Source organism: Oribacterium sp. oral taxon 102 (assembly GCF_013394775.1).
Taxonomy (GTDB): domain Bacteria; phylum Bacillota; class Clostridia; order Lachnospirales; family Lachnospiraceae; genus Oribacterium.
Genome location: NZ_JABXYT010000001.1, coordinates 839,810 through 860,542, shown reverse-complemented (window position 1 = coordinate 860,542; position 20,733 = coordinate 839,810). Strand labels below are relative to the sequence as shown.

General features: G+C 56.0%; 18 protein-coding genes. 4 read left to right on the top strand and 14 right to left on the bottom strand.

The annotated features are described in order from the left end of the window. Positions 1–136 precede the first annotated feature (136 nt). Positions 137–2,311: a Tex family protein gene (locus HW273_RS03980; protein WP_179010550.1), complete on the top strand. Its 2,175-nt coding sequence runs from the start codon at positions 137–139 to the stop codon at positions 2,309–2,311. A 57-nt stretch (positions 2,312–2,368) separates the two neighbouring features. Here the strand turns inward: HW273_RS03980 and add are convergent, their stop codons facing one another. The 10 genes from add to HW273_RS03930 form a co-directional block, all read right to left on the bottom strand. After that, the gene (gene add, locus HW273_RS03975) at positions 2,369–3,400 is read right to left on the bottom strand and encodes an adenosine deaminase (RefSeq protein WP_179010549.1); all 1,032 of its coding nucleotides are present in this window, start codon (positions 3,398–3,400) and stop codon (positions 2,369–2,371) included. 4 nt (positions 3,401–3,404) lie between these two features. After that, positions 3,405–4,382 carry an NAD(P)H-hydrate dehydratase gene (locus tag HW273_RS03970; RefSeq protein ID WP_179010548.1) on the bottom strand — a complete coding sequence of 326 codons (978 nt, stop codon included), beginning with the start codon at positions 4,380–4,382 and terminating at the stop codon, positions 3,405–3,407. Further along, positions 4,379–4,744, bottom strand: coding sequence for a holo-ACP synthase (acpS, locus tag HW273_RS03965; protein WP_179010547.1), 366 nt, complete (start codon positions 4,742–4,744; stop codon positions 4,379–4,381). Before acpS ends, HW273_RS03970 begins: the two co-directional genes overlap by 4 nt. Next, positions 4,741–5,391, bottom strand: coding sequence for a redox-sensing transcriptional repressor Rex (locus HW273_RS03960; protein ID WP_330603935.1), 651 nt, complete (start codon positions 5,389–5,391; stop codon positions 4,741–4,743). The genes acpS and HW273_RS03960 overlap by 4 nt, the downstream gene beginning before the upstream one ends. A 122-nt stretch (positions 5,392–5,513) precedes the next feature. Continuing rightward, complete coding sequence (locus HW273_RS03955) at positions 5,514–6,317, bottom strand: HAD hydrolase family protein (RefSeq protein WP_179010546.1); 804 nt, start codon at positions 6,315–6,317, stop codon at positions 5,514–5,516. A gap of 23 nt (positions 6,318–6,340) precedes the next feature. Next, positions 6,341–7,468, bottom strand: a complete 1,128-nt coding sequence (locus HW273_RS03950) for a hypothetical protein (RefSeq protein ID WP_179010545.1) — start codon at positions 7,466–7,468, stop codon at positions 6,341–6,343. Positions 7,469–7,681: 213 nt separating this feature from the next. Further along, complete coding sequence (locus HW273_RS03945) at positions 7,682–9,172, bottom strand: tripartite tricarboxylate transporter permease (RefSeq protein ID WP_179010544.1); 1,491 nt, start codon at positions 9,170–9,172, stop codon at positions 7,682–7,684. 18 nt (positions 9,173–9,190) lie between these two features. After that, on the bottom strand, positions 9,191–9,655 hold the full coding sequence (locus HW273_RS03940) for a tripartite tricarboxylate transporter TctB family protein (protein WP_179010543.1): 465 nt from the start codon (positions 9,653–9,655) through the stop codon (positions 9,191–9,193). A 17-nt stretch (positions 9,656–9,672) separates the two neighbouring features. Beyond that, entirely contained in the window at positions 9,673–10,827 is a 1,155-nt protein-coding gene (locus HW273_RS03935; protein WP_179010542.1) for a tripartite tricarboxylate transporter substrate binding protein, read from the bottom strand. 459 nt (positions 10,828–11,286) lie between these two features. After that, positions 11,287–12,432, bottom strand: a complete 1,146-nt coding sequence (locus HW273_RS03930; RefSeq protein ID WP_243206740.1) for an enolase C-terminal domain-like protein — start codon at positions 12,430–12,432, stop codon at positions 11,287–11,289. A 297-nt stretch (positions 12,433–12,729) separates the two neighbouring features. Here HW273_RS03930 and HW273_RS03925 point away from each other — a divergent pair, with 297 nt between their 5' ends. Then, on the top strand, positions 12,730–13,797 hold the full coding sequence (locus HW273_RS03925; protein WP_179010540.1) for a sigma 54-interacting transcriptional regulator: 1,068 nt from the start codon (positions 12,730–12,732) through the stop codon (positions 13,795–13,797). Here HW273_RS03925 and HW273_RS03920 read toward each other — a convergent pair. Both HW273_RS03920 and iolN (HW273_RS03915) read right to left on the bottom strand, forming a co-directional pair. Further along, on the bottom strand, positions 13,782–14,633 hold the full coding sequence (locus tag HW273_RS03920) for a sugar phosphate isomerase/epimerase family protein (protein ID WP_179010539.1): 852 nt from the start codon (positions 14,631–14,633) through the stop codon (positions 13,782–13,784). The two genes, HW273_RS03925 and HW273_RS03920, sit on opposite strands and share 16 nt — an antisense overlap. 15 nt (positions 14,634–14,648) lie before the next feature. Then, positions 14,649–15,611: a 3-dehydro-scyllo-inosose hydrolase gene (gene iolN, locus HW273_RS03915; RefSeq protein WP_179010538.1), complete on the bottom strand. Its 963-nt coding sequence runs from the start codon at positions 15,609–15,611 to the stop codon at positions 14,649–14,651. Positions 15,612–15,852: 241 nt separating this feature from the next. On the opposite strand from iolN (HW273_RS03915), the gene HW273_RS03910 reads away from it, so the two are divergent. After that, complete coding sequence (locus HW273_RS03910) at positions 15,853–16,722, top strand: AraC family transcriptional regulator (protein ID WP_179010537.1); 870 nt, start codon at positions 15,853–15,855, stop codon at positions 16,720–16,722. On the opposite strand, the gene HW273_RS03905 is transcribed toward HW273_RS03910, so the two are convergent. Continuing rightward, entirely contained in the window at positions 16,710–18,239 is a 1,530-nt protein-coding gene (locus HW273_RS03905; RefSeq protein WP_179010536.1) for a PucR family transcriptional regulator, read from the bottom strand. The two genes, HW273_RS03910 and HW273_RS03905, sit on opposite strands and share 13 nt — an antisense overlap. 137 nt (positions 18,240–18,376) lie before the next feature. Between HW273_RS03905 and iolN (HW273_RS03900) the strand changes: the two genes are divergently transcribed. After that, positions 18,377–19,492 carry a 3-dehydro-scyllo-inosose hydrolase gene (iolN, locus tag HW273_RS03900; protein WP_179010535.1) on the top strand — a complete coding sequence of 372 codons (1,116 nt, stop codon included), beginning with the start codon at positions 18,377–18,379 and terminating at the stop codon, positions 19,490–19,492. A 174-nt stretch (positions 19,493–19,666) separates the two neighbouring features. Here the strand turns inward: iolN (HW273_RS03900) and HW273_RS03895 are convergent, their stop codons facing one another. After that, on the bottom strand, positions 19,667–20,701 hold the full coding sequence (locus HW273_RS03895; RefSeq protein WP_179010534.1) for a zinc-dependent alcohol dehydrogenase: 1,035 nt from the start codon (positions 20,699–20,701) through the stop codon (positions 19,667–19,669). Positions 20,702–20,733: the final 32 nt, after the last annotated feature.

Here is a 20,733-nt window from a genome sequence, read left to right as displayed (position 1 = left end):
GTCCTATCCGGCATAAAATCGCTTATCTGAACTGTCGGCATAATTCCATGCGCTAAGTCACAGCATCACATAAGCTTCCGCCTCACCTTACTGCGGAAGCTCATACAATAGTAACGAAGGGAAAGAACAACGCAGAATGAACATCACAGAGATACTCAGCCGGGAGCTCGGCATCCGTCCCTCCCAGACCGAATCCGTCATTACCCTCCTCGATGAGGGCAATACCGTTCCGTTTATCGCCCGCTATCGGAAGGAGAAAACCGGCGGGCTGAATGACGAGCTTCTCCGCAGCCTGGAGGAACGCCTCCGTTACCTCCGGAATCTCGAAGAGCGCAAGGCAAGCATTCTGCGCTCCATCGAGGAGCAGGGCAAACTGAGCGAAGCACTCCGGCAGGAAATCAAGGCGGCGGATACCGCCGTAAAGCTGGAGGACATTTACCGCCCCTACAAGCCGAAGCGCCGCACCCGCGCGATGCTCGCCCGAGAGAGGGGGCTCTCGGGACTCTCGGAATACCTGCTCTCCCGCTCTGCCTCCCGCCCTGTCCCGGAGGAGGCAGAGCGCTACCTCGACCCGGAAAAGGGCGTAGACTCCGTAGAGGCAGCGATCGCCGGCGCGAAGGATATCCTCGCCGAGCAGATCGCGGACAATGCCGGCTTCCGCGCGTGGATCCGTCAGAAAAGCTACCGGTACGGGCTGCTGCTCTCCTCCGCACGAGAGGAGAAACGTCCGGAGGCGATGGTCTATGAGAGCTACTTCGCCTACAGCGAGCCGCTCCGCCGGATCCCGGGACATCGCATCCTTGCCCTGAACCGCGGAGAAAAGGAGAAGCTTCTGACGATTCGGATCGAAGTCCCCGAGGAGGAGATCCTCCGCTACCTCAAAGAGCACTGCCATGTCGGGCAAAACGTACTGACCTCCCCCTATCTCGAGGAGACTGTCCGGGATGCCTATCGACGTCTCATTGCGCCCTCCATCGAAACCGAGCTTCGAAACGAGCTTAGCGAAAGAGCGGAGGACGGTGCGATCAAGGTCTTCGGCAGCAACCTGATGCAGCTCCTGATGCAGCCGCCGATCTCCGGCAAGACCGTGCTCGGCTGGGATCCGGGCTTTCGCACCGGCTGCAAGATCGCCATAGTGGACGCGACCGGCAAGGTGCTGGACACCGCCGTCATTTATCCTACCGCGCCCCAGAACCGGGTACGGGAAGCAATGGAACTGATCGAGCGTCTGATCCGGAAGCACCATGTCGACATTATCTCACTGGGCAACGGCACCGCCTCCCGGGAGTCCGAGCAGATCATTGCGGACTTCCTAAGGCGAAGCAGGCTTCCGGTACAGTATGTAATCGTCAATGAAGCGGGGGCCTCTGTCTACTCCGCCTCTCAGCTCGCCACGGAGGAATTCCCGGGGCTGGATGTCGGACAGCGCAGCGCGGTCTCCATGGCGCGGCGGCTGCAGGATCCGCTCGCGGAGCTGGTCAAAATCGACCCGAAGTCAATCGGCGTCGGGCAGTATCAGCACGACATGAACCAGACGAAGCTGAATGCACAGCTCAGCAGCGTCGTTTCGGACTGTGTCAACCGGGTCGGCGTGGATGTGAATACTGCCTCCGCCGCCCTCCTCTCCTATATCTCCGGCATCAGCAGGACGCTCGCGGCAAATATCGTGAAATACCGTGAGGAAAACGGCAGCTTCGAGCGCCGCCGCGACCTGCTCAAGGTACCGAAGCTCGGACCGAAGGCATTCGAGCAATGCGCCGGCTTTCTTCGTATACACGGCGGCAGGGAGCCGCTCGATGCCAGCGCGGTGCATCCGGAGAGCTATGAAAGCGCCAAGGCGCTGCTGCATCTCCTGCACTGCCCGGAGGGCGCGCTTCGAAACGGCGGCATAGCGGATATCGAGAAGAGACGGAAGGAAGCGGGTCTCTCAGTTCAGGAGCTTGCCGCGCAGCTCGGCATCGGAGAATTCACGCTGCAGGACATCCTCGGAGAGCTGCAGAAGCCCGGAAGAGACCCCAGAGAGGATGTCCCCGCCCCGGTGCTCCGCTCCGATGTCCTGCTGCTCGCCGATCTGAAGCCCGGCATGCTTCTCAAGGGAACCGTCCGGAATATCGTCGACTTCGGCGCATTCGTCGATATCGGCGTTCATCAGGACGGTCTGGTACATATCTCCCAGCTCGCCGATCGTTTCGTGAAGCATCCGCTCGATGTCGTAAAGCTCGGCGATATCGTCAGCGTAAGAGTGCTCTCCGTCGATACGGAGAAAAAGAAAATTTCCCTCTCCATGAAGGGCATCCGAGCCTCCCTCTGAAAACGAAATGACGGTTCCGGTGCAAAGATCTATTTTGCAGACCCCCTTACGCGCAATTCACCGAAATACCGTTTCCCGCTCCCACGGCAGGGCGGCGACCGCGTCTCTCAGCCGCACACGCTCCTCCTCTCCGGCGAAGATACTGTCCGCGGCATTTTCCAGAAGCGTACGCTCCATCCGCAGGTCCAGTCCGCAGTATATCCGCAGAAGAGAAAGCTCCCGGGACAGACTCGTGTTTGATACCGTCATATTGTCCGTGTTGACCGTAAGCTTCACGCCCTGCCCGTAAAGCATACGCAGCGGGAAGGTAGATAGCTCCGGAAAGATCCGGGTCTGAAGGTTGCTGCTCGGGCAGAGCTCCAGCGGGATCTGCCGCGCCGCAAGCTCCCGCAGCAGCTCCGGCGATTCTGCCGCGCGGATACCATGCCCGATCCTCTGCGGCTGAAAGGAGAGCGCTGCCCGTATGCTCTCCTCTCCTGCGGCTTCCCCCGCATGAATCGTATACGGAAGCCCCAGTTTGGCGGCTCTTTCAAACAGTTCTCGATAACGTTCGGTCGGGTAGAGCGCCTCCGCCCCCGCCAGATCTACGCCCAGCACGCCTCTCCCGAGGTATTCTGCTGCGAGCTCGAAGCATTCCGTATTTTCCCGCGCATTCTCCCTGCTGTCCCCGCGCATCGCGCAGAGCAGGAAGCCGCTGTGCAGGACAGAATCCGGATGCTCACGGTAGTACCGCTCCCGCCCCCTGAGCGCACTTTGCAGCGCCTCCTCCTGCCGGAGCCCCTGCCCGGTCAGGCCGGAGGGCGCGAAACGCGGCTCCGCATACAAAAGTCCCTGCTGCGCAAGCAGCTCATGGAAGGCGTAGCTGACCGCCTCGATCCCCTCCCGGCTCTGCATCAGCCGGAGCGGCAGGTCAAAAACAGAAAGATACGCATTTAAATCCGGACAGTCCTCCGGCGCCTGCATATTCCGTCGAAGCGCTGCCTCGTCCCATTCCCGGTGAAGTCCCAGACGATGCAGCAGCTTTCCGGCAGTCCGGAGCGGGATCGATCCATCCAGATGTACATGCAGGTCTATGATCGCTGTCTGCATCCTCTCATTCCTCCGTATCTTCTGTCATAAACGTTTCCATCGCCGCACCGATGGCATCGGCGGTGTCCCGCGCCAGTACCGCGTGCTCTCCCTTCTCCCGCGCGGCGATCCGTCCTGCGATAGCATGTACGGACACGGCGAGACAGGCTGCCCGGTACAGAAGCGCCGCCTGTCCCGCGCTGTCTCGCTCCGCGCCGGATTCTGCCCCCTTTCGTGCAGGCTCTTCCGCGACCTCCGCCCTCAGCACCTCATAGAGCCCCGCAATGCAGCCGCTCAGTACGTCTCCGGAGCCTGCCTTGGAAAGTGCAGGAGAGGGCTCCATATTCTGATAGCACTGCCTCTCGTCCAGCACGAGGCTCCGGTGCCCCTTCAGCACCGTGATCGCATGGCTCTGCTCCGTAAACGCCGCAGCAGCACGCTCCGGCGCAGCGACGATCTCCTCCACGCGCCGCCCGAGAAGCCGCGCCATCTCCATCGGATGCGGGGTCACGACCGTCGGATAACGGAGTGCATAGTGCCGAAAGCTCTCCCGCAGGCTCTCCTCCATCGCGAGCAGATTCAGCCCGTCCGCGTCCAGAAGCAGCGGCGCCTGTCCGTATCGAAGCACAGACCGAAGCAGCAGCTGCGCAGCCGCAGCGGTTCCGATCCCCGGCCCTGCTACGAGGAAATCCGCCCGGCCGCATTCCCTCTCGATGAGCCCGGGAAGCTCCGCCGGCTCCCGATAGCAGCGAAGCACCGCCTCCGGCAGCAGCGTCTGCAGAACGATGCGGTTCTGCTCCGGCGAAAGAATACGAACCAGTCCTGCTCCGCTCCGATACGCTGCCAAAGCGGACAGGTACGCCGCACCGCACATCCCCTCGCTCCCGGCGAGAAGCAGCAGCCGCCCGTAGCTCCCCTTATTGGAATCCTCCCTGCGGCGCGGAATGCGAAGCGCCTCCCGCTGAAGCACGCGCCTTCCCTCTCCCGAAGCGTCCTTCCTCACGTCTCCCCTCCCTCCAGTACGGCGAACGCCGTCACAAGCTCTCCGGTATCCGAGATCGAAACATGGATACGGCTCCCTCCCAGTCTCTGGAACAGCGCCTCCGCCGCCCCGTAGAGCTTCACATAGGGTCTGCCGCACGCATCCCGAAGCACCTCGATCTCCGTCAGCGCGAAGCCCCGTACCCCGGTTCCGAAGCACTTCGCTACCGCCTCCTTCACACTAAAATCACCGGCAAGCATGGAAGCTCGTTCCATAGCCTGCCGGCGCTCCTCCTCCGTATAGATCCTGTCGAGCCTGCGCTTCTCCTGCAAATCCCTTATCCGTTTTATCTCCAGAATATCACAGCCGATGCCCAGAATCATCTCCGATATACCTCGCCCACCCGATAGGACAGCCGCATCAGGGACTCGGAAAGGTGTACATTTTCGATCACCACATTCTCGGGAACCTCCAGATCGACATGGGCGAAATTCCAGATTCCCACCACCCCGTTCCGGATCAGCTGCTCGACGACCTCCACCGCAGGTGTCTTCGGAATGCAGATTGCAGCAAGCCTGATCTTATACGTCTGCACGACCTCCTCCATCTTTTCCATCGGCAGGATCTCCACATCCCCTACCTTCTCCCTGTAAAGCTCCGGATTTCTGTCGAAGATCGCACGGATGAAGAAGCCGCGCTTCCGGAAGTTCGTATAATTTGCCAGCGCCTGTCCCAGATGTCCCGCACCGACAATAATCATGCTCTGCGCCTCGTCGATATTCAGAATCTTCGCGATCTCATCATGGAGGTTTCTGATGTTGTAGCCGTATCCCTGCTGTCCGAAGCCGCCGAAATTATTCAGATCCTGCCGGATCTGCGAAGCGGTCAGCTTCATTCGCTTCGAGAGCTCATTGGAGGAAATCCGCTCCACCCCCTGCTCCATCAGATCCTCAAGGTATCTATAGTATCTCGGCAGCCTCTGAATGACTGCCTGCGAGATCTCTCTCTTCACCTTCTTCTCCTCTTTCACCTTTTCGTCCTTCTTTTCTGTCGTTTTATCCCGTCATTTTTCCTCTTCCCGGGTACGAAAATTGTTTCTGTAGTTAAGAATTATACAAATCCGTCAAAAAAATGTCAATAATACTGCCGGACTTATACAAGGTGAAAATGCCGCATTGCCTTCCGGATCCCGTCCGCATCCACGGAATCCGTCACATACTCCGTATACGGCCCGAGCCCTGCACTGTGCTCCCGCATCGCGATCGTGTGCCCCGCATGAAGAAACATATCCAGATCGTTCATGCTGTCCCCGAAGGCAAAGGCATCCTCCCGCTCGATCCCGAGGTGCCGGAGCATCCGATCCACCGCCGCCCCCTTCCCGTGCCCGCAGGGAACCGCCTCATAAAAAAAGCCCCCTCTGTCAATAATATCGAATTTGCCCGCAAGACAGGCGTAAACGCCCGGGATATCGCTGCTCTCCGCGCCAAAAAAGCAGAACTTCGAAATCGGATAAGCGCCGTCATAGTCCCCTGCAGCGAGGCCTCCCTCTGCCTCCACGAAGCCAAGCTCCCGCTCCGCCCGCTCCCGAAGTCCCGGATTCTGCCGGTAAACACTCTCCGGCACCTGAAAATGCGTCCCGTCCCTGCCCTCCAGGAGGCAGGCGATCCCGAAGCGTGCCTGCAGGGTCTTGAGGCGCCGCTTCTCCTCCTCCGATACTGTATAGGAATAGATCCTCTCTCCCCGGAAAAACAGCTCTGTCCCGCAGCCGCAGAGAAATCCGTCTGCAGGAAGCTCCGCCATCAGCCGCTTCAGCAGCCCGCTCGTCCTTCCGGAATTCACAAAAATATAGTTCCCCGCCGCACGGCTCCTCCGAAGCGCATCCAGCGCAGAGTCCGGAATGCGATGCTCCGCATTCATCAGAGTCCCGTCTACGTCAAAAAACAATGCCTTTCTCATAGGATGCCGCGCGCTCCGTCCGCTTACTCGATCCGGAAGCTGTCGAGGCTGCGTCCCGTCCAGATATCATTGCTTCCGTAGAAGCCCTTCACCTTCGCCAGATTCAGCTTCTCCAGGGACTGCCCTACGGCGCTGACCGCAGTATTCATCCTGCCGAGAAGAAGCTCCTGATTCTTTTGCAGGATGGCAGCGGCGATACGGTTGTGTGCCTTCAGCGCCGCATTGAGTCTCGCGAACTGATGCACCTCTCCATCGGCAGTGATCGCCACCAGATAATGCTCCACGCTGAAGCCGGCGAACGCGCCGAACAAAAAGCTGAGGATCGCATGGTATCTCTGCTTATCAAAGCCGTACAGCTCCCGGATCTGATCGATCCTGAACACCTCCAGCCCGTCCTGATAGCTGACGATATACTCTCTCGTAACATAACAGCGGCAGTTTCTGAAGAACTGTGCGTCCGATTCCGTCGTCTGTCCTACGCCGTTCTGATAATCTGCATTGCTCTCATAGAGCATCCTCGCATTGGCGATCTTCCGGTTTTTCTTCCCCTGCCGCCGGATCAGGCGGATGATCTCGACGATCCATACGATGATCAGTCCTGCCATGAAGACGAGCGCAATCCACATTCCGATGCCGAGATCCGCCAGATTATTTCCGGATACCGAATAAACGAGACATACGCTCCCCAGATAGTCTGCCGCCTCCTCCGCGGAATCAAGGCTCAGATACTCTGCAAATGTCTTCTGCGCCAGCTCATCCAAATCACTGGATGTATGCTCCATCGTTCCCTTGATCCGGAGCGGCGCTGCATCGTCCGTATCCCCCTGATTTATCTTGCCCTGAATCTCCGTGCTGTTATAAACCGCCTCCGGAAGGCTGACGATATAGTCATGGTAGCTGCCATCCGCATCAGCGGTCATTGCAAAGAGATATTCATTCCCATCATCGTCCGATCCGAAGGATCCGCTCAGGTAATCCGCGTCTATATATACGAAATCTCCATAGCTGTCCGCATCCAATATCGGGCTTCCGTACAGCGCCGTCCTGAGAATACCGAAAATCATAATACCGAAGAACAACGACATCCCCACCAGCAGGATACATGACACAATCGTCCCCGCTACGCCGCTCCTGAACATTTTCTTTTCCATACGCCTTATAAAATCCTCCTCTTTTTTATAGCAGCATAATACATTATGCATTTATGTTATGAGTATATCTCATTTCTTTTATATTGTCATAATAAAAAGTAAAGAATGTTATGATTTTTTTAATTACAAGACAAGACCCCTTCTCTTATCCTGTCATAGCTACATACAAAAAAGGACTTTTCCGCAGAAAAGCCCTCTTTGCCACGCCGCATTCTATGCCGCATTTTTCCTCCTCTTCCGCTGCTCCGAAAGATACGGCCATACCACGGAGAATACGGCGAGGAGCAGGAACAGGAGAGACAGCGGTCTGGTAAAGAACGGCGCATAGCTTCCGTGTGCGAAGCTGACGCCCTTACGGAAATAGGACTCCAGATCGTCCGAGAGGATGAATGCAAGCACCAGCGGACTCAGCGATATGCCGCTGATGTTCAGGAAGAGCGCAAGTACTGCCCATGCCAGCATAATGAAAATATTGAACTCCGTGTTAGAGACACCGAACGCCCCGATATAGCAGATCGTCAGAATGACGCTGTACAGGAAATGATACGGAATCTTCAGAATGAGCGGGAGCCAGCGCTTAAACACCAGCTCCAGAAGGAAGGTGACGACGGCGCTGATCAGCACGCAGGCAAACATCAGGTAGCATAGCTCCGGCTGCTCGGAAATGAACAGCGGCCCCGCCTGCAGCCCATGGATGGTCAGGCCGGCGATCAGCATTGCCGTGATGCCGTCTCCCGGGATGCCCAGTGCCATCATCGGAATCATGGCGCCACCCAGCGACGCGTTGTTTGCTGTCTCGGATGCCCAAACGCCCTCCGGCGTTCCCCTCCCGAATTCCTCCGGGTGCTTGCTCGCCTGCTGTGCTTGTCCATAGGCGACCATATTGGAGATCCCGGAGCCCATCCCCGGCAGGAAGCCGACCCAGAGCCCGATCAGGAAAGAGCGGACAATGGTTCCCATATTGCCGATAATGTCCCGAGGGCTGATGCCGAGTCCATGGAGGTCGGACTTCTTCACCTCGGGAAGCTTCCCCTCTCCCCTGGCATAATCCAGAATAATACGGCAGAGCGCGAACATCCCAAGCATCTGGCAGACTGTGGACAGTCCGGAATCGAGATAATGGTTCCCGAAGGTATACCTCGCAGAGCCGGTAATGGGGTCAAGTCCCACGCAGCCCAGAAACAGCCCGATGCCCGCGGCGAGAATCCCCTTCCAGATATTGCCCTTGGACAGCGCAGCAACCAGTGTGATGGCACAGAAGCAGAGCGAAAAATACTCCCATGGACCAAGCAGGAGCGCAAGATCCGCGATCAGCGGCGCGACGATGGTTGCAAGGAGCACTGACATGACGGTCGCCATAAAGGACGCGGTCATCCCGATCGCAAGCGCCTTGGACGCCTGCCCCTTCATGGTCATCGGATAGCCGTCGAAGCAGGTTGCGATCGAAGAGCTGGAGCCGGGAATGCCGATCAATACGGCGGAAATAAAGGTTCCCGACACCCCGCCGATCCACATCGCGAGCAGCACGATAAAGGAGGTCGTCGTAGAAAGCCCGAAGGTCACCGGCAGCAGAAGGGAAATCCCCAGCGTGGCGGAAAGTCCCGGAATCGCGCCGAATATAATGCCTACGATTACGACACCCGCGATGAGCAGGAGATTGAGCGGCTGAAGACAGGTCCAAAGTCCCGCAATATAATATGACATATTCTGATCCCCCTCGGATTATCCTAATAAAATGCCGGCAGGCAGCTTGATCTGAAAGCCCATGACAAACAGCGCATACAGACAGGCCGTGACTGCGAGGCTGATGACGACATTCTGCCACCATCTGACCTGTTCCGTGCCCTTCAGCGTATACACGAATACAAACATGGCGATCGGCGTCGTGAGCAGGAAGCCGAAAAGCGTCAGGAGAATACCGTAGAGCACGACCTCCGCATAACCGATCAGCAGTCTCCTGATGCCGCCGGCGGGGAAATAAGCCTTCTGCTCCTTCCGATCACGGATGCCGTGAAGCAGCAGCATCACGGAGCTGAGCAGGATGATGCCGAGCGCCACATAGGGCATCATCCGCGGCCCCGGCTCGATCAGATTCGGCCGCAGCTTGATGCGCTGTGCACCGGCGGCGCCGAGGAGCGCGGCAAGGATGCCGACGATGCCGGTAATGCTTTCTCTCTTCATCTTCATGGCGACTCTCTCTTTCCTCAATCGTTCACTTTCATTCCCATGAAATCCGCTACCTTGACCTCGGCAGCATACTCGGCGTCGCGGATCGCGAGAGAATCCTCGACATTATGCCATTCCGGGATATGTCCGATCGACACCAATCCTGCATGACAGTCCGGATTCTGCTGGAACGCTGACATCGCCGTATTGATCTCTCTGACCTTCGCCGTATCCATGCCCGCCGGACCGTAGACATAGTGCTTCACATTCCAGAAAAGCTCGTCGTAGCCCTGCTCCTGCAGGGTTCTGTAATTGTCCGGAAGCGCTGCGTCATAGTCCGCAATCGTCAGTCCGTCGCCTGCCATCGTGCCGATGACCTTCAGCTTCCCCGCCTTCTCATACTCCTGTGCATTTCCGATCCCGACAAAGCCGAGGTCAATGAAGCCTCCGGCGAGATTTGTGAGACGGTCGGACTCCGAGGATGCCTCGACTGCATTCAGCTGAATGCCGGCGGACTGCTGAATCTTGCCGAAGAGAAAGGTATTGTTCCCGGAGGAGGGCATACCGGCGTTCAGCTTCCCGGGATTCTCCTTCGCATAGGAAACCATTTCCTCAAAGGTATTGAAGGGTGCATTCACCGGCGCGCAGAGCGCGGAGAAGCCGTTGTCATCCATCGCGGCGATCAGGGTGAGATCCTCCTTCGGGTTCACATCGGCATTCCCTGTGATCCACTGAATGTTGAGTGCTGCGGTTGCCAGCATGATGGTCGAGCCATCCGGGCTCGCATTTGCCACCGTCTGATGCCCGACGGTATTGGAATCGTAATTGCTGACTGTATTCGTGATGCCGAGCTCTCTGCTCATCGCCTCGGAGAGGTAACGCGTCGCGAGGTCGGAGCCGCCGCCTGCCTTTCCGGGCACGACCCATGTTATGGTTCCCGCCGGGAAGCCGTAGCGGTCTGCGGCGGCAGCATCAAGGTCTGCCTGCGCAGCGCTCTCCAGCTTCGTATCTGCTGCCGTCTTCCCTGCGGACACGCTTGCTTCCGCTGTGGCGCTTGTTTCCTGCGCACTGCTCGATGCCGCTTCCGCCGTCGTGCTTTCACCGTCCGCCTTTTTCGCTCCGCCGCAGCCGGTGAGTGCGAGCATCATTGCCGCCGTCAGTACCAGTGCCATTGCTTTCTTTTTCTTTTTCATTTTCATTCTCCTTATAATATATAATTAAATCCCGACTAAATTCTGAAATATTGCCGCCAGATCGTTCCGAAGTTTCCTGATGGAAACTTCCGCTCTCTCGTTACGCTCGGCAGGTTGCGCTCTGTCCGGAAGACATCGCGCAATTTCGCTCCGCGAAACAACAGGCTTCGCCTGTCGCCAAATCGTTCCGAAGTTTCCTGATGGAAACTTCTCCACTGATGGCAGACTTCTACGCTCTTAAGAGACTCGGCTTCGCCCGTGTGGCTTCAGCCGACCTCCCTTCGGGAGGCGCATCTCTTCGTGATGCGGTCATGTTCGCTCCGAGTCTGCCTGATGGCAGACTTCTACGCTCTTAAGAGACTCGGCTTCGCCCGTGTGGCTTCAGCCGACCTCCCTTCGGGAGGCGCATCTCTTCGTGATGCGGTCATGTTCGCTCCGAGTCTGCCTGATGGCAGACTTCTACGCTCTCGGCGGAAGATAGATTGTTCTGGACTCCAGATATCCGAGCTTCTCGAGCTTCTCCAGGTCCATCCGGATCGGAATGCCGGGAATATCAGAACGCACGAAGCACCTCCCGTCACGGAACTCGGGGAGGTTCCGCATCAGTGCCTGCACCGGCTCCGAAATCGGCGCATGAAACTCGATCGGCTCCTCCGCACCGTAGAGACAGCCGAAGGTCGCGTTGTAGGCGGTGCGTCCTCCCGACTGAAAGCCCTTCCCGGCTGCTCTCGCCATGTCGCGAATCTTCAGGAGATCATCGATCCGGGTCATTCTGCCGAGAGACGGCTGCACAATATCGAGTCCCTTCTCGAGATAGATCTCGTACATATAGGAGATCCTCATGGATTCCCCCGCAGCGAGCTTTTGCTTCACACCCAGCTCCTTCATCCTTCTGATGCCGTTAAAATCGGCAGAATGAATCGGCTCCTCGAACCAGACGAGACGATACGGCTCCGCCAGCCTCGCAAACTTCACCGCATCCTCCACGCTCCATCTCTGGTTCGCATCGACGGCGATGCCGATCTTCTCTCCGACCGCCTCCCGCACCTTCTCGATCCGACGCAGGTCGCGCTCCATGTTCCTTCCCTTGTCGCTGCCGACCTTGAATTTCACCGTCATGAAGCCCTCAGAGACATAACGACACATCTCCTCCACCAGCTCCGCATCGGAAAGCAGGATAGATCCGCCGCCCTTGTACGCCGCCGCCCAGTCCTTCTCCGCGCCGAGGAAGCGATGCAGCGCCTTCCCGGCTCTCTGCGACAGGATATCCAGCATCAGGAGATCGACGACGCCGACATTGACTGCCTGTCCCGACTGGAAGCCGGCGTTCCGTGCCTGCCAGTAGAGCGTCTCCCGCCAATCATTATAGCTCCGGCTCTCTCCGTTCAGCAGCTTCGGCAGCATTTCCCTGACAAACGCTCTCGTGACCGTATAATGTGCGGTCATTCCGGTATCGTCGGAAAGCTCCAGATATCCCTGCTCCGGGACATTCTGTCCGAACCCTCCCGTCCCGTCCTGAAAGGGTCTGGGAAGCGGAATGGGCCTGAAATTGTAGAAAACAGCCTTGGTAAAGCGGATTTTATCCTTATAATCAAATACGTTCATCATTCCTCCGAATCCTGATATGGTTTTGATCACGGGAAGTATAGATGGATTTCAAGAGGAATGCACCTGAAAGCTGCACAAAAAATACCTGTTTTTCAGATTAAAATGCACAGGTATTTCAAATTTAAATATTTTATGCTAGATTTATTGCAAGCAGTATTTCAAAATGAAAGCAGTCGAGAGGATCCTCCTATTGGCAGATGGCTTATCCGGACTGCACCCAGCCCTGCCGGCCGAGCCCTTCGGCCCGCCAATCCTATACATCTGCGCGGTGATTCCGCGCGAAGGAGCAATGAAATGAAAGCAAAGAGCAGCGACACCCTGCTTCTGCATGGAGACCCCGCGGTTGCCAGCTTCGATATGCTGGACGAGCTCTTCGTCGATCTGCAGCCGGAAATAAAGAAGGCGCGCCTGTACGCGAAATCCTCGAGTCCGGTTCTGATCGAGGCGAGCGCCGGTCCGGAGCTCGAGATGCTCGCGCAGGCAATCCACAACGGCAGCGGGAGGAAAAGCGGCTCCTACGCCGTCGTCTCCCTGTCCGGCACGACGAACGAAGAGCAGAGCCGCGTTCTCTTCGGTGATCCCAGGATGGGACGCAGAGGCGCAATCCTGGACTGCGACCACGGGACGCTGATGATTCAGGGCATCGACAAGCTGACGCTCCCGATCCAGTCGCAGCTTGCCCGTGTCATGCGGACGAAACGCGTCATGAGCCAGGTAAACTATTCGCAGTACAAATATGTCGATATCCGCATCATTGCGAGCACCTCGAAGAACCTGACAGAGCTTCGGAAGCAGTTCCTCTTCCGCTCGGATCTCCTCTTTACGCTCCGCGCGCTGCGTCTCCGCATCCCCAAGCTGAAGGATCGTCCGAACGACATTCAGAATATGTTCCGTTACTATTTTCAGGACTATAACCGCCGGTACCGAACGCAGCATACGCTGACGGAGCAGGCGCTGCAGACGATTGTGCGCTACAGCTGGGACGGCAACATCCTGCAGCTCGCCGCCTTCTGCGAGCGGATGATCCTTACCGCACCGGAACCGCTCATCCATACGGGCTATGTGCAGCAGCTCCTCACAGAGCTCTACGAGAAGGACTCTGCGCTCTATGCGCAGGCGGTATCCGTAAATCAGGAGGATTCCACGGCAGGCGAGGGCGATGCGGCATCCGCTGCCATAAGCACGGCATCCCCCGCGGCAGAATTGCACCCGCAGGTTCCGGAGAGAAGTGATATTTACCGCGACCTGCTCGCCACCTGTCTTCGAAGGAACAAGGGAAGCCGGAAGCGAACCGCACTGGAGCTCGGCATCAGCACCACGACCCTCTGGCGGAAAATACGATACTATCATCTGGATGAGTGATTATTCTCGCTTCGCATCAGATCTCTGAAATATCCGGCAGCCCGCTTCGCCGTCTCCCGTCCGTCCGACCCGGGCAGACATTCTACTGTCACGAAGCCGTGATAGCCCACCGCAGCCAGCTCCGCCGCTATTTCGGGGAAATTCAGGCTGCCGCTCCCCGGACAGCGCCGCGTATTATCCGCAGCGTGAAAATATCCAAGCCGCGCTCCCGCTGTCCGGATCGCCTCGCAGAGACTGTCCTCCTCTATGTTCATGTGGAAGGTATCCAGATGCAGAAGAGTGTTTTCCAGCTCATTCTCCTCTAGAAATTCCAATGTCTCCTTCGTCGTTCGAAAGCTGTCCGTCTCATAACGGTTGATGACCTCCATAAGCAGACGTACCTGTCGGTCTCCCGCATAGATGTCCAGCTCCTTCATGCTCTCCTGCAGCGTTCGGAAATACAGCTCCGGCGGATTGTCCGCCGCGAAACGCCCCCGCACCCAGCCGATGATAAGATCCGTATGCAGCTCTGCCGCCGCTGCGATATATTTTTTCATCTGCATGAGAACCCAGCCGCGCCGCGCCGCCTCCGGCTCCGCCAGAGACAGTCCCGTCTGGGTATAGAGCCGGCCGCTCGCAAGTGCTGCGATCTCTGCCCCGCTCTCTTCGCACAGCCGTTTTATCCGCTCGATGCCTCTTCTGTCAAATTCATATTCCCTGCCGTGAAGCTCGATGCCGTCAAAGCCCGCCTGCCTTGCATCCCTCATCGCCTCCCCCAGCTCTCCGCATAACGGAAGCGGCGCACTCAACGGTCGTTCCTCCGCATAGGAAACTCCCAGTTTGAAATCGTATTTCATACCCTGCTCCCGTTTTTAATACTCCAGTGTATAGATATGTCTTCCGCCCGGCGCGTTCGGCCCCTTGATCACCGCTTCGATATCCTCTCGTCTGCGCTGCGTCATTTTCTCAATCGGCGGCAGCTCTCCCGCCGGATATTTTTCCAGAATATCGTTTACAAGCTTCGTCAGATAGTCCAGCGTTTTTTCGACCCCTGCCTTTGCCTTCTCCCCCTCCGCCTTCCGTGCGTCTCCGATCACGCCCTCCGGCTGGCAGATACATTCCATACCGCAGGAGCCAAATGCATTGTACCACTTGATCGGGCCTGCACCGTCCTCTGCAGAGGTATTGATATGACCGGGCGGGAGCAGGGGCGCCTTATCCACCTTGATCGCATCCTCCATGTGAATGAATTCCGGGAACAGCTCCAGACACCAGCTCTGCTCCACTTCATCCGCATGCACAAAGGGCTCCTCATACGGTCCGCCCTTCTCCTTCGTATACATCTCGCTGCCCGCACAGTTCCAGAAATGCGTATAAAGCACAATGCCCGGCACCTGCCACTTCTTGCCGAAGGTATGAATCGCAAGAGGAATGACATAATCCTGTCCATGCCCGTTGACGATGATGATCTTGCGGAAGCCTGTATTCCAGAAGCCTGCCAATACATAGGCGATGTAATCCGCCAGGATGTTTTCCGGGATCATGATCGTTCCCTTCTGTCCCAAATGGTGGTATGGATGAGAGCCATACCAGACCGGCATCGCAACGGTGCAGCCTGTCCGTTCCGCAACCAGCTCGCAGAGCCGCGTATCCAGATAGGTATCCTCTCCGTATGGCGCAGACGGCCCATGGTTCTCCGTTGAGCCGACCGGGAGCAGCAGCACGTCATTCTTCTTCAGACGTTCCTCCAGCATCTTTGTCGTCATATTCTGATAATAAATTCCATCCTGCGCTTCCATGTGCCCGCCCTTGGCGGGTAAACTCCAGTTCGACATAGGCCTCCTTTCCGCATCCTGCTCTCCGGAACACAGCCCTCTGTTTTTCAGCCTTCTTTCCTCCGCAGGACTGCCTCTGTTTTCATTTTCTTATGGAAAGAGTATAATAAAAGCGTCAGGAAAACTCCTTGACAATCTTGCGGATTTCCGCGTGGAATTCCTCCCGTTTTCCTTCATTCCAAAATATAATTACCGCTTTTTTGCGATTTATTTCATCCACAATCCTGCAGCGGAGAAAACCATGATTCAAAAATATCTGCATCCGTATTTTCAGCCCAGCTTCCCGCAGGGGAAGCAGCCCCGCCTTCTGTCTGTCAGCTACAGTCCTGCCAGCTTTAATAAGGAGCATCCCCGCATCCTGCACCGGCATCCGGATGCCTTCGAGCTGCTGCTCGTCACGCACGGATGCGGTATGTATTATCTCGATACCTCCTATCGTGCTATCAAAGAGGGGGATCTGGTATTCTGCAACAGCGGCATCCTGCATGATGAGCTCTCAGAAAAGAACCATGAGCTGTCCTTCTACAGTCTGCGCATTGCAGGGTTTGCCTTTCAGGATCTCCCTGAAAATCATTTGATTCCTGAATCTATGAATCCGATTCTGCCTCTTAAGGCCGAATACCGTACCTTCCGCGCTCTGTTTGAGGAGCTTTACCGCTATGCAGATCCGAGCCGTCATCTGGAAGAATTCTGCGAACATCTGTCTCAAGCCCTGATCGTTCTCGCGATCTCCCTTCGTTATGCAGAAGCATCCCTGCCTCCGAAGGCTCTTCCAGGCAAAACTGTCTCGGCCGAGTGGCTCTATCAGGTGAAGCATTATATCGATGCGCATTACCATGAAGAGCTCTCTCTGGAGCAGCTCGCCTCCGCGTTTCATCTGAGCCCCTATCACCTCTCCCATGCATTCAAGGCAGCTTACGCACTGTCGCCGATACAATACCTCTGCCGTCGACGGATCGGGGAAGCGCAGTCCCTTCTGACGACGACAGCAGCTTCGATCACCGAAATATCAGGCGCTGTCGGCTTCTCCGACTCCAATTATTTTACTGCGCAGTTCAAGAAATATGTGAGGATGTCTCCCAGTGAATACCGAAGGGTTTATGCGGAATAGATTTCCAGCAAATACATCGAGAGCCTCAGACATTCGCGGATTTCCCTGTCACGGAGCGGAAGCTTCAGCAGCTCCTCCACCTGGTGCAGTCGGTAATATAAGGTGTTTTTATGAATGTGCAGCTCTGCTGCCGTTTTCGCGCTGTCCCCCTCTGACATAAGGTATTCCTTCAGGGTCTGGTAAAGCTCTGTTTTCGTTCCCTTGCTTTGCAGGATTCGGACTGCGGGATAAACCGCAGCACGCTTCTGCTCTATGGATAAATTATTTTTGAGAATATCCCGCAGCATACATCGTTCATATCGAAGCCCTGACAGGATACCCTGTCTCTGTGCCTCCTCTGATGCAAATGCCGCCTGTCTGTACAGTTCCGCAGTCTGTCCGCTCCGGTCGCTTTCATAACTGACTCCAATCCATGCCTCATCATCCGGAAAAACCATATTCACTACGGATCTCAGCGTGGAAGTCCAGTCTGCATCCGCCGCCGCGATCACGCTCAGTCCGTTCTCCTCTGTCAGTACAAGTCCTTTTCTCACCTTGCTTTCGAGCAGTTTTTTTATTTTACATAGGAGCAGCTCCTGTCCCATTCGAAGCCGGTTCTTCATTCGGACATAGGCAACGCAAAAAGCGCTTCCCTCTTTCAGCTTCATCGCCGAAAACAGATCCTGCACTACTGCACCGTCATTGATTTCCCCTTTCAGGATCCTAAGCGCGAGACTTTCTTCCATGCTGAGGCTTCTCATCCTTCCCCGCTGTATCTCAAATGCGCCGGACAGCAGCTTCGAGAAAATCCCTGCTTCATCCATCACAGAACGTCTGTCGATACTGTTTTTTCCGACAATCGTCAGAAGCCCGACCGCTTTTCCATGCAGCCAGATCGTACAATAAACGCTTTCATGCTGTAAAAAATCATAATGATACCGAAACGGTCCCGCATTTCGTTCCATATTTTCCAGAAACGATTTCTGACGGATCATCTGCCGTATATATTCCGGCGAATGTACGCCATATTGACAGATGAATTTTGATTCGGCATCCTCCATCTGCCCGTGATACTCCTTCGTAAATGCGAGCACCTGAAATCCGATATCGCTGACCGCAACCGGATTTCGAAATACCGGAATGCTCAGCTCAACCAGTCTCTGCAGGCTGCCTCCATTCAGAAGCTCCTCCAGTAAAGAAAGATACCAATCCTTATAGAACGCGAAGCAGGACATTGCAGCCCGAAGCGCCTCTTCCCCCGTACAACAGCAGACAATCTCCTCCTGCTCTCCCCGCGTTTCCGAAAACGTATCCTCCTTCACAGCCCGAAGGATACAACAATTTTCTGTTGTCCGAAAATCCCGCCGCCCGACGCAATCTTCCCCCTCTCCCGGAAAGTAAAGCCTTTCCGGATTCGCCTGCTCCGGAAGTCCCATACTGAGACCGGTAAATCTCCACGGCTCCTTCCCCAGGATTTTCACACGGATTCCCGCAGCATCCAGATAGTCGCCTATCATATATTTCGTCAAATACAGCATGCCTCTCTCCTCTGAAAGATTGTGCAGCCGCACAATTCCGCCGCTTTTCTTCGTTCTCCGTTCCATTGTCCCTTGCCAGCTCTTTCCTTATCATCAGACCATGACATTCCACATCTCTATTATGCAAGGAGGCTGCTATGTACGATAAATTCCTTACTACTGACTACCCCAATATCTTTTTTGAAGACACGGCGGTCGGACAGATGAAAAAACGCATCTGGGATGCCGGCGAAGAGGAAGTCGATGAAATTCTCCAAAAATATGAGATTCCGAGCGATTCCGAGCTGGGCAAGGCCGGCTGCTACATCCAAAATACCCCCCGCCAGCACTGCATTGAAAAACGCAGAAAAAACGATATCTGCCTTGTGCCGATCGGATGCACGGAAAACCATGGCCTGCACAACAACAGCGGGCTGGATACCTTTATGTGTACCTCTATCTGTGAGGCTGTCCGCCGTTATACGGCGAAGCTTGACTGCGGAGAGGTTACGCTTGCATTTCCGCCGTTAAACTACGGCGGGCATCCCTATCACCATGTAGCGATGCCGGGAACCGTTATGGTCAGTGAAGAGATCGTGAAAGAAACCATCATCTATACACTGCTCGGTCTGTGGGACGACGGCTATCGAAAAATCATTCTGGTAAACAATCACGGCATGGACTGGATGCTCGAGGATGGCATCCAGGAATTCTTCAAGCGTTACCAGCTGCCGGCCTTCGTCACCATTGTGGAATGGCACCGCGCCGTCCGTGAGTTTTTCTATCCAATCGGCGACAAGCGGCCGGATTTTGTAAGTACCCCGTTTATTCACGCAGATGAAGCCGAAACCTCCGTGGCGCTTCTGATGTTTCGGGAAATGGTCGATATGGGAGTCGTCGTGGATGCCGACCCGAAAAGCTTCGGTTTCCTTGACGATGGCTATTACGACGGTTCCGTAGACAGCTTTCATCGTCCCAACAAGTGGTCCGAGGCAGAAGGGCACCGTGTGATCGAACGGTATGCCACGCCGGAAGGCGTCGTCGGAAAACCGTCTCGCGGTGAAGCCAGAAAGGCAAAGCGAGCCATTGCCTGCATCTGTGAATACCTCACAATGATGGTGCAGGATATCCTGAAAAAATATCCGGCAGGAACGGTTCCCGATCCGGAGAAATTCTCGACACGTCCCTATGAGGAAATCGAGCCCTGTCTCAGAGAGCCTCTCAGCGATGGCTGGAAGAGCGTCCATGAGTTGCCGAAGCGCGGCATTTTCTGAATTCTCTAAGCGGAAAAGCCCATCCGTCCTTCCCGCCTTTATCTGCCCCCGGGCAAAGCTCGGGGGAGCCACGCGGTTTATCGCAGGGCTCGTCCCTGCGATGCCCCTCCGGCGAAGAGCTTTGAGCGCTTCAGAGCAATCGCCTGCGATTGCTTTTTTATTCCGGAGCAGGCTTTATAAATCCAGAACCACCTTCATGCTTTCCTCCGGTTTCCGCGCAGCTTCAAATGCCTCCTTCACCCGCGTCATCGGATAAGAATGACTGATCAGCTTTCGCGCTTCCTCCGGGAAATCATGGATGAATTTCATTGCCGTCGGGAAGTCCCCCGTCCCGCCGATGGAACCGAGCACCGTCAGCGCCTTTGTCACAATCTGCTTTTGCGGGATTTCCACCTTTGCCGCCATGCCGACGCACGCCAGTATCCCCATCGTCTTCAGCAGCGGAAAGGCACTTGCAAAGACCGACGGAACCCCTGTCGTTTCAATCACAATATCATAGCACGCTGCCTGATAGAGCGATGCATAGCTCCCATCCTCCGCCTGCGGATGCAGCGCCTCTGCCGTCGGAATCTCCGCACCCGCGCTCCGTGCGATTTCACAGCGATACCTCGACAGATCATACAGGGCTACCGTCTCACAATGATATATTTTCCGAAGAAGCATCATTGCTCCCATGCCGATCACTCCGCCTCCCAGCACAAGTATATTCCTGTCCTTCAGCGCGCCTTCTGCGGCTCTTGCTGTACGGGAAAGCAGGTGTGCCGCCACCGCCAGCGGCTCGCTCAGCACGAGAAGCTCCTCGCTGAGCCCCTCTCCTCCCTTATAAAGATATTTTTCCTCTCTTGTAATATATTCCGCAGATGCCCCATCGGTCGTGATGCCGAATTTTTCAATGTGCTCGCACAAATTTTTATCCATTTTGCAGGCAGGGCAGCTTCCGCAATAGCGAGAGCAATCGCCTGTTACGATATCTCCCACCGACACCCCCGTCACGCCCTCTCCGATCGCCGTCACCTGCCCTGACCATTCATGCCCGAACAGCATCGGATAATGATGCGGGCCATTGTAGGTTCCTTGAAATAAATGAATATCAGAACCGCAAATACCCACATGCTTTACGCGAATCTGTACCATTCCCGGCTCCGGCTGCAAAACCGGAGCCTCCCTCTCCGTTACCAATCCGGGACTCTCTAAGATATATTCTCTCATTCTCTTTCCTCCTTTTTCCATTTCCTGTAACG

Coding starts and splice junctions, on each gene's coding strand:
- add (WP_179010549.1), bottom strand. CDS start 3,400: ATGCAGACAGCGATCATAGACCTGCATGTACATCTGGATGGATCGATC.
- HW273_RS03920 (WP_179010539.1), bottom strand. CDS start 14,633: ATGAAATACGATTTCAAACTGGGAGTTTCCTATGCGGAGGAACGACCG.
- HW273_RS03925 (WP_179010540.1), top strand. CDS start 12,730: ATGAAAGCAAAGAGCAGCGACACCCTGCTTCTGCATGGAGACCCCGCG.
- HW273_RS03950 (WP_179010545.1), bottom strand. CDS start 7,468: ATGGAAAAGAAAATGTTCAGGAGCGGCGTAGCGGGGACGATTGTGTCA.
- HW273_RS03940 (WP_179010543.1), bottom strand. CDS start 9,655: ATGAAGATGAAGAGAGAAAGCATTACCGGCATCGTCGGCATCCTTGCC.
- HW273_RS03980 (WP_179010550.1), top strand. CDS start 137: ATGAACATCACAGAGATACTCAGCCGGGAGCTCGGCATCCGTCCCTCC.
- HW273_RS03895 (WP_179010534.1), bottom strand. CDS start 20,701: ATGAGAGAATATATCTTAGAGAGTCCCGGATTGGTAACGGAGAGGGAG.
- HW273_RS03955 (WP_179010546.1), bottom strand. CDS start 6,317: ATGAGAAAGGCATTGTTTTTTGACGTAGACGGGACTCTGATGAATGCG.
- HW273_RS03910 (WP_179010537.1), top strand. CDS start 15,853: ATGATTCAAAAATATCTGCATCCGTATTTTCAGCCCAGCTTCCCGCAG.
- HW273_RS03905 (WP_179010536.1), bottom strand. CDS start 18,239: ATGCTGTATTTGACGAAATATATGATAGGCGACTATCTGGATGCTGCG.
- HW273_RS03930 (WP_243206740.1), bottom strand. CDS start 12,432: ATGAACGTATTTGATTATAAGGATAAAATCCGCTTTACCAAGGCTGTT.
- iolN (WP_179010538.1), bottom strand. CDS start 15,611: ATGTCGAACTGGAGTTTACCCGCCAAGGGCGGGCACATGGAAGCGCAG.
- acpS (WP_179010547.1), bottom strand. CDS start 4,744: ATGATTCTGGGCATCGGCTGTGATATTCTGGAGATAAAACGGATAAGG.
- iolN (WP_179010535.1), top strand. CDS start 18,377: ATGTACGATAAATTCCTTACTACTGACTACCCCAATATCTTTTTTGAA.
- HW273_RS03945 (WP_179010544.1), bottom strand. CDS start 9,172: ATGTCATATTATATTGCGGGACTTTGGACCTGTCTTCAGCCGCTCAAT.
- HW273_RS03935 (WP_179010542.1), bottom strand. CDS start 10,827: ATGAAAAAGAAAAAGAAAGCAATGGCACTGGTACTGACGGCGGCAATG.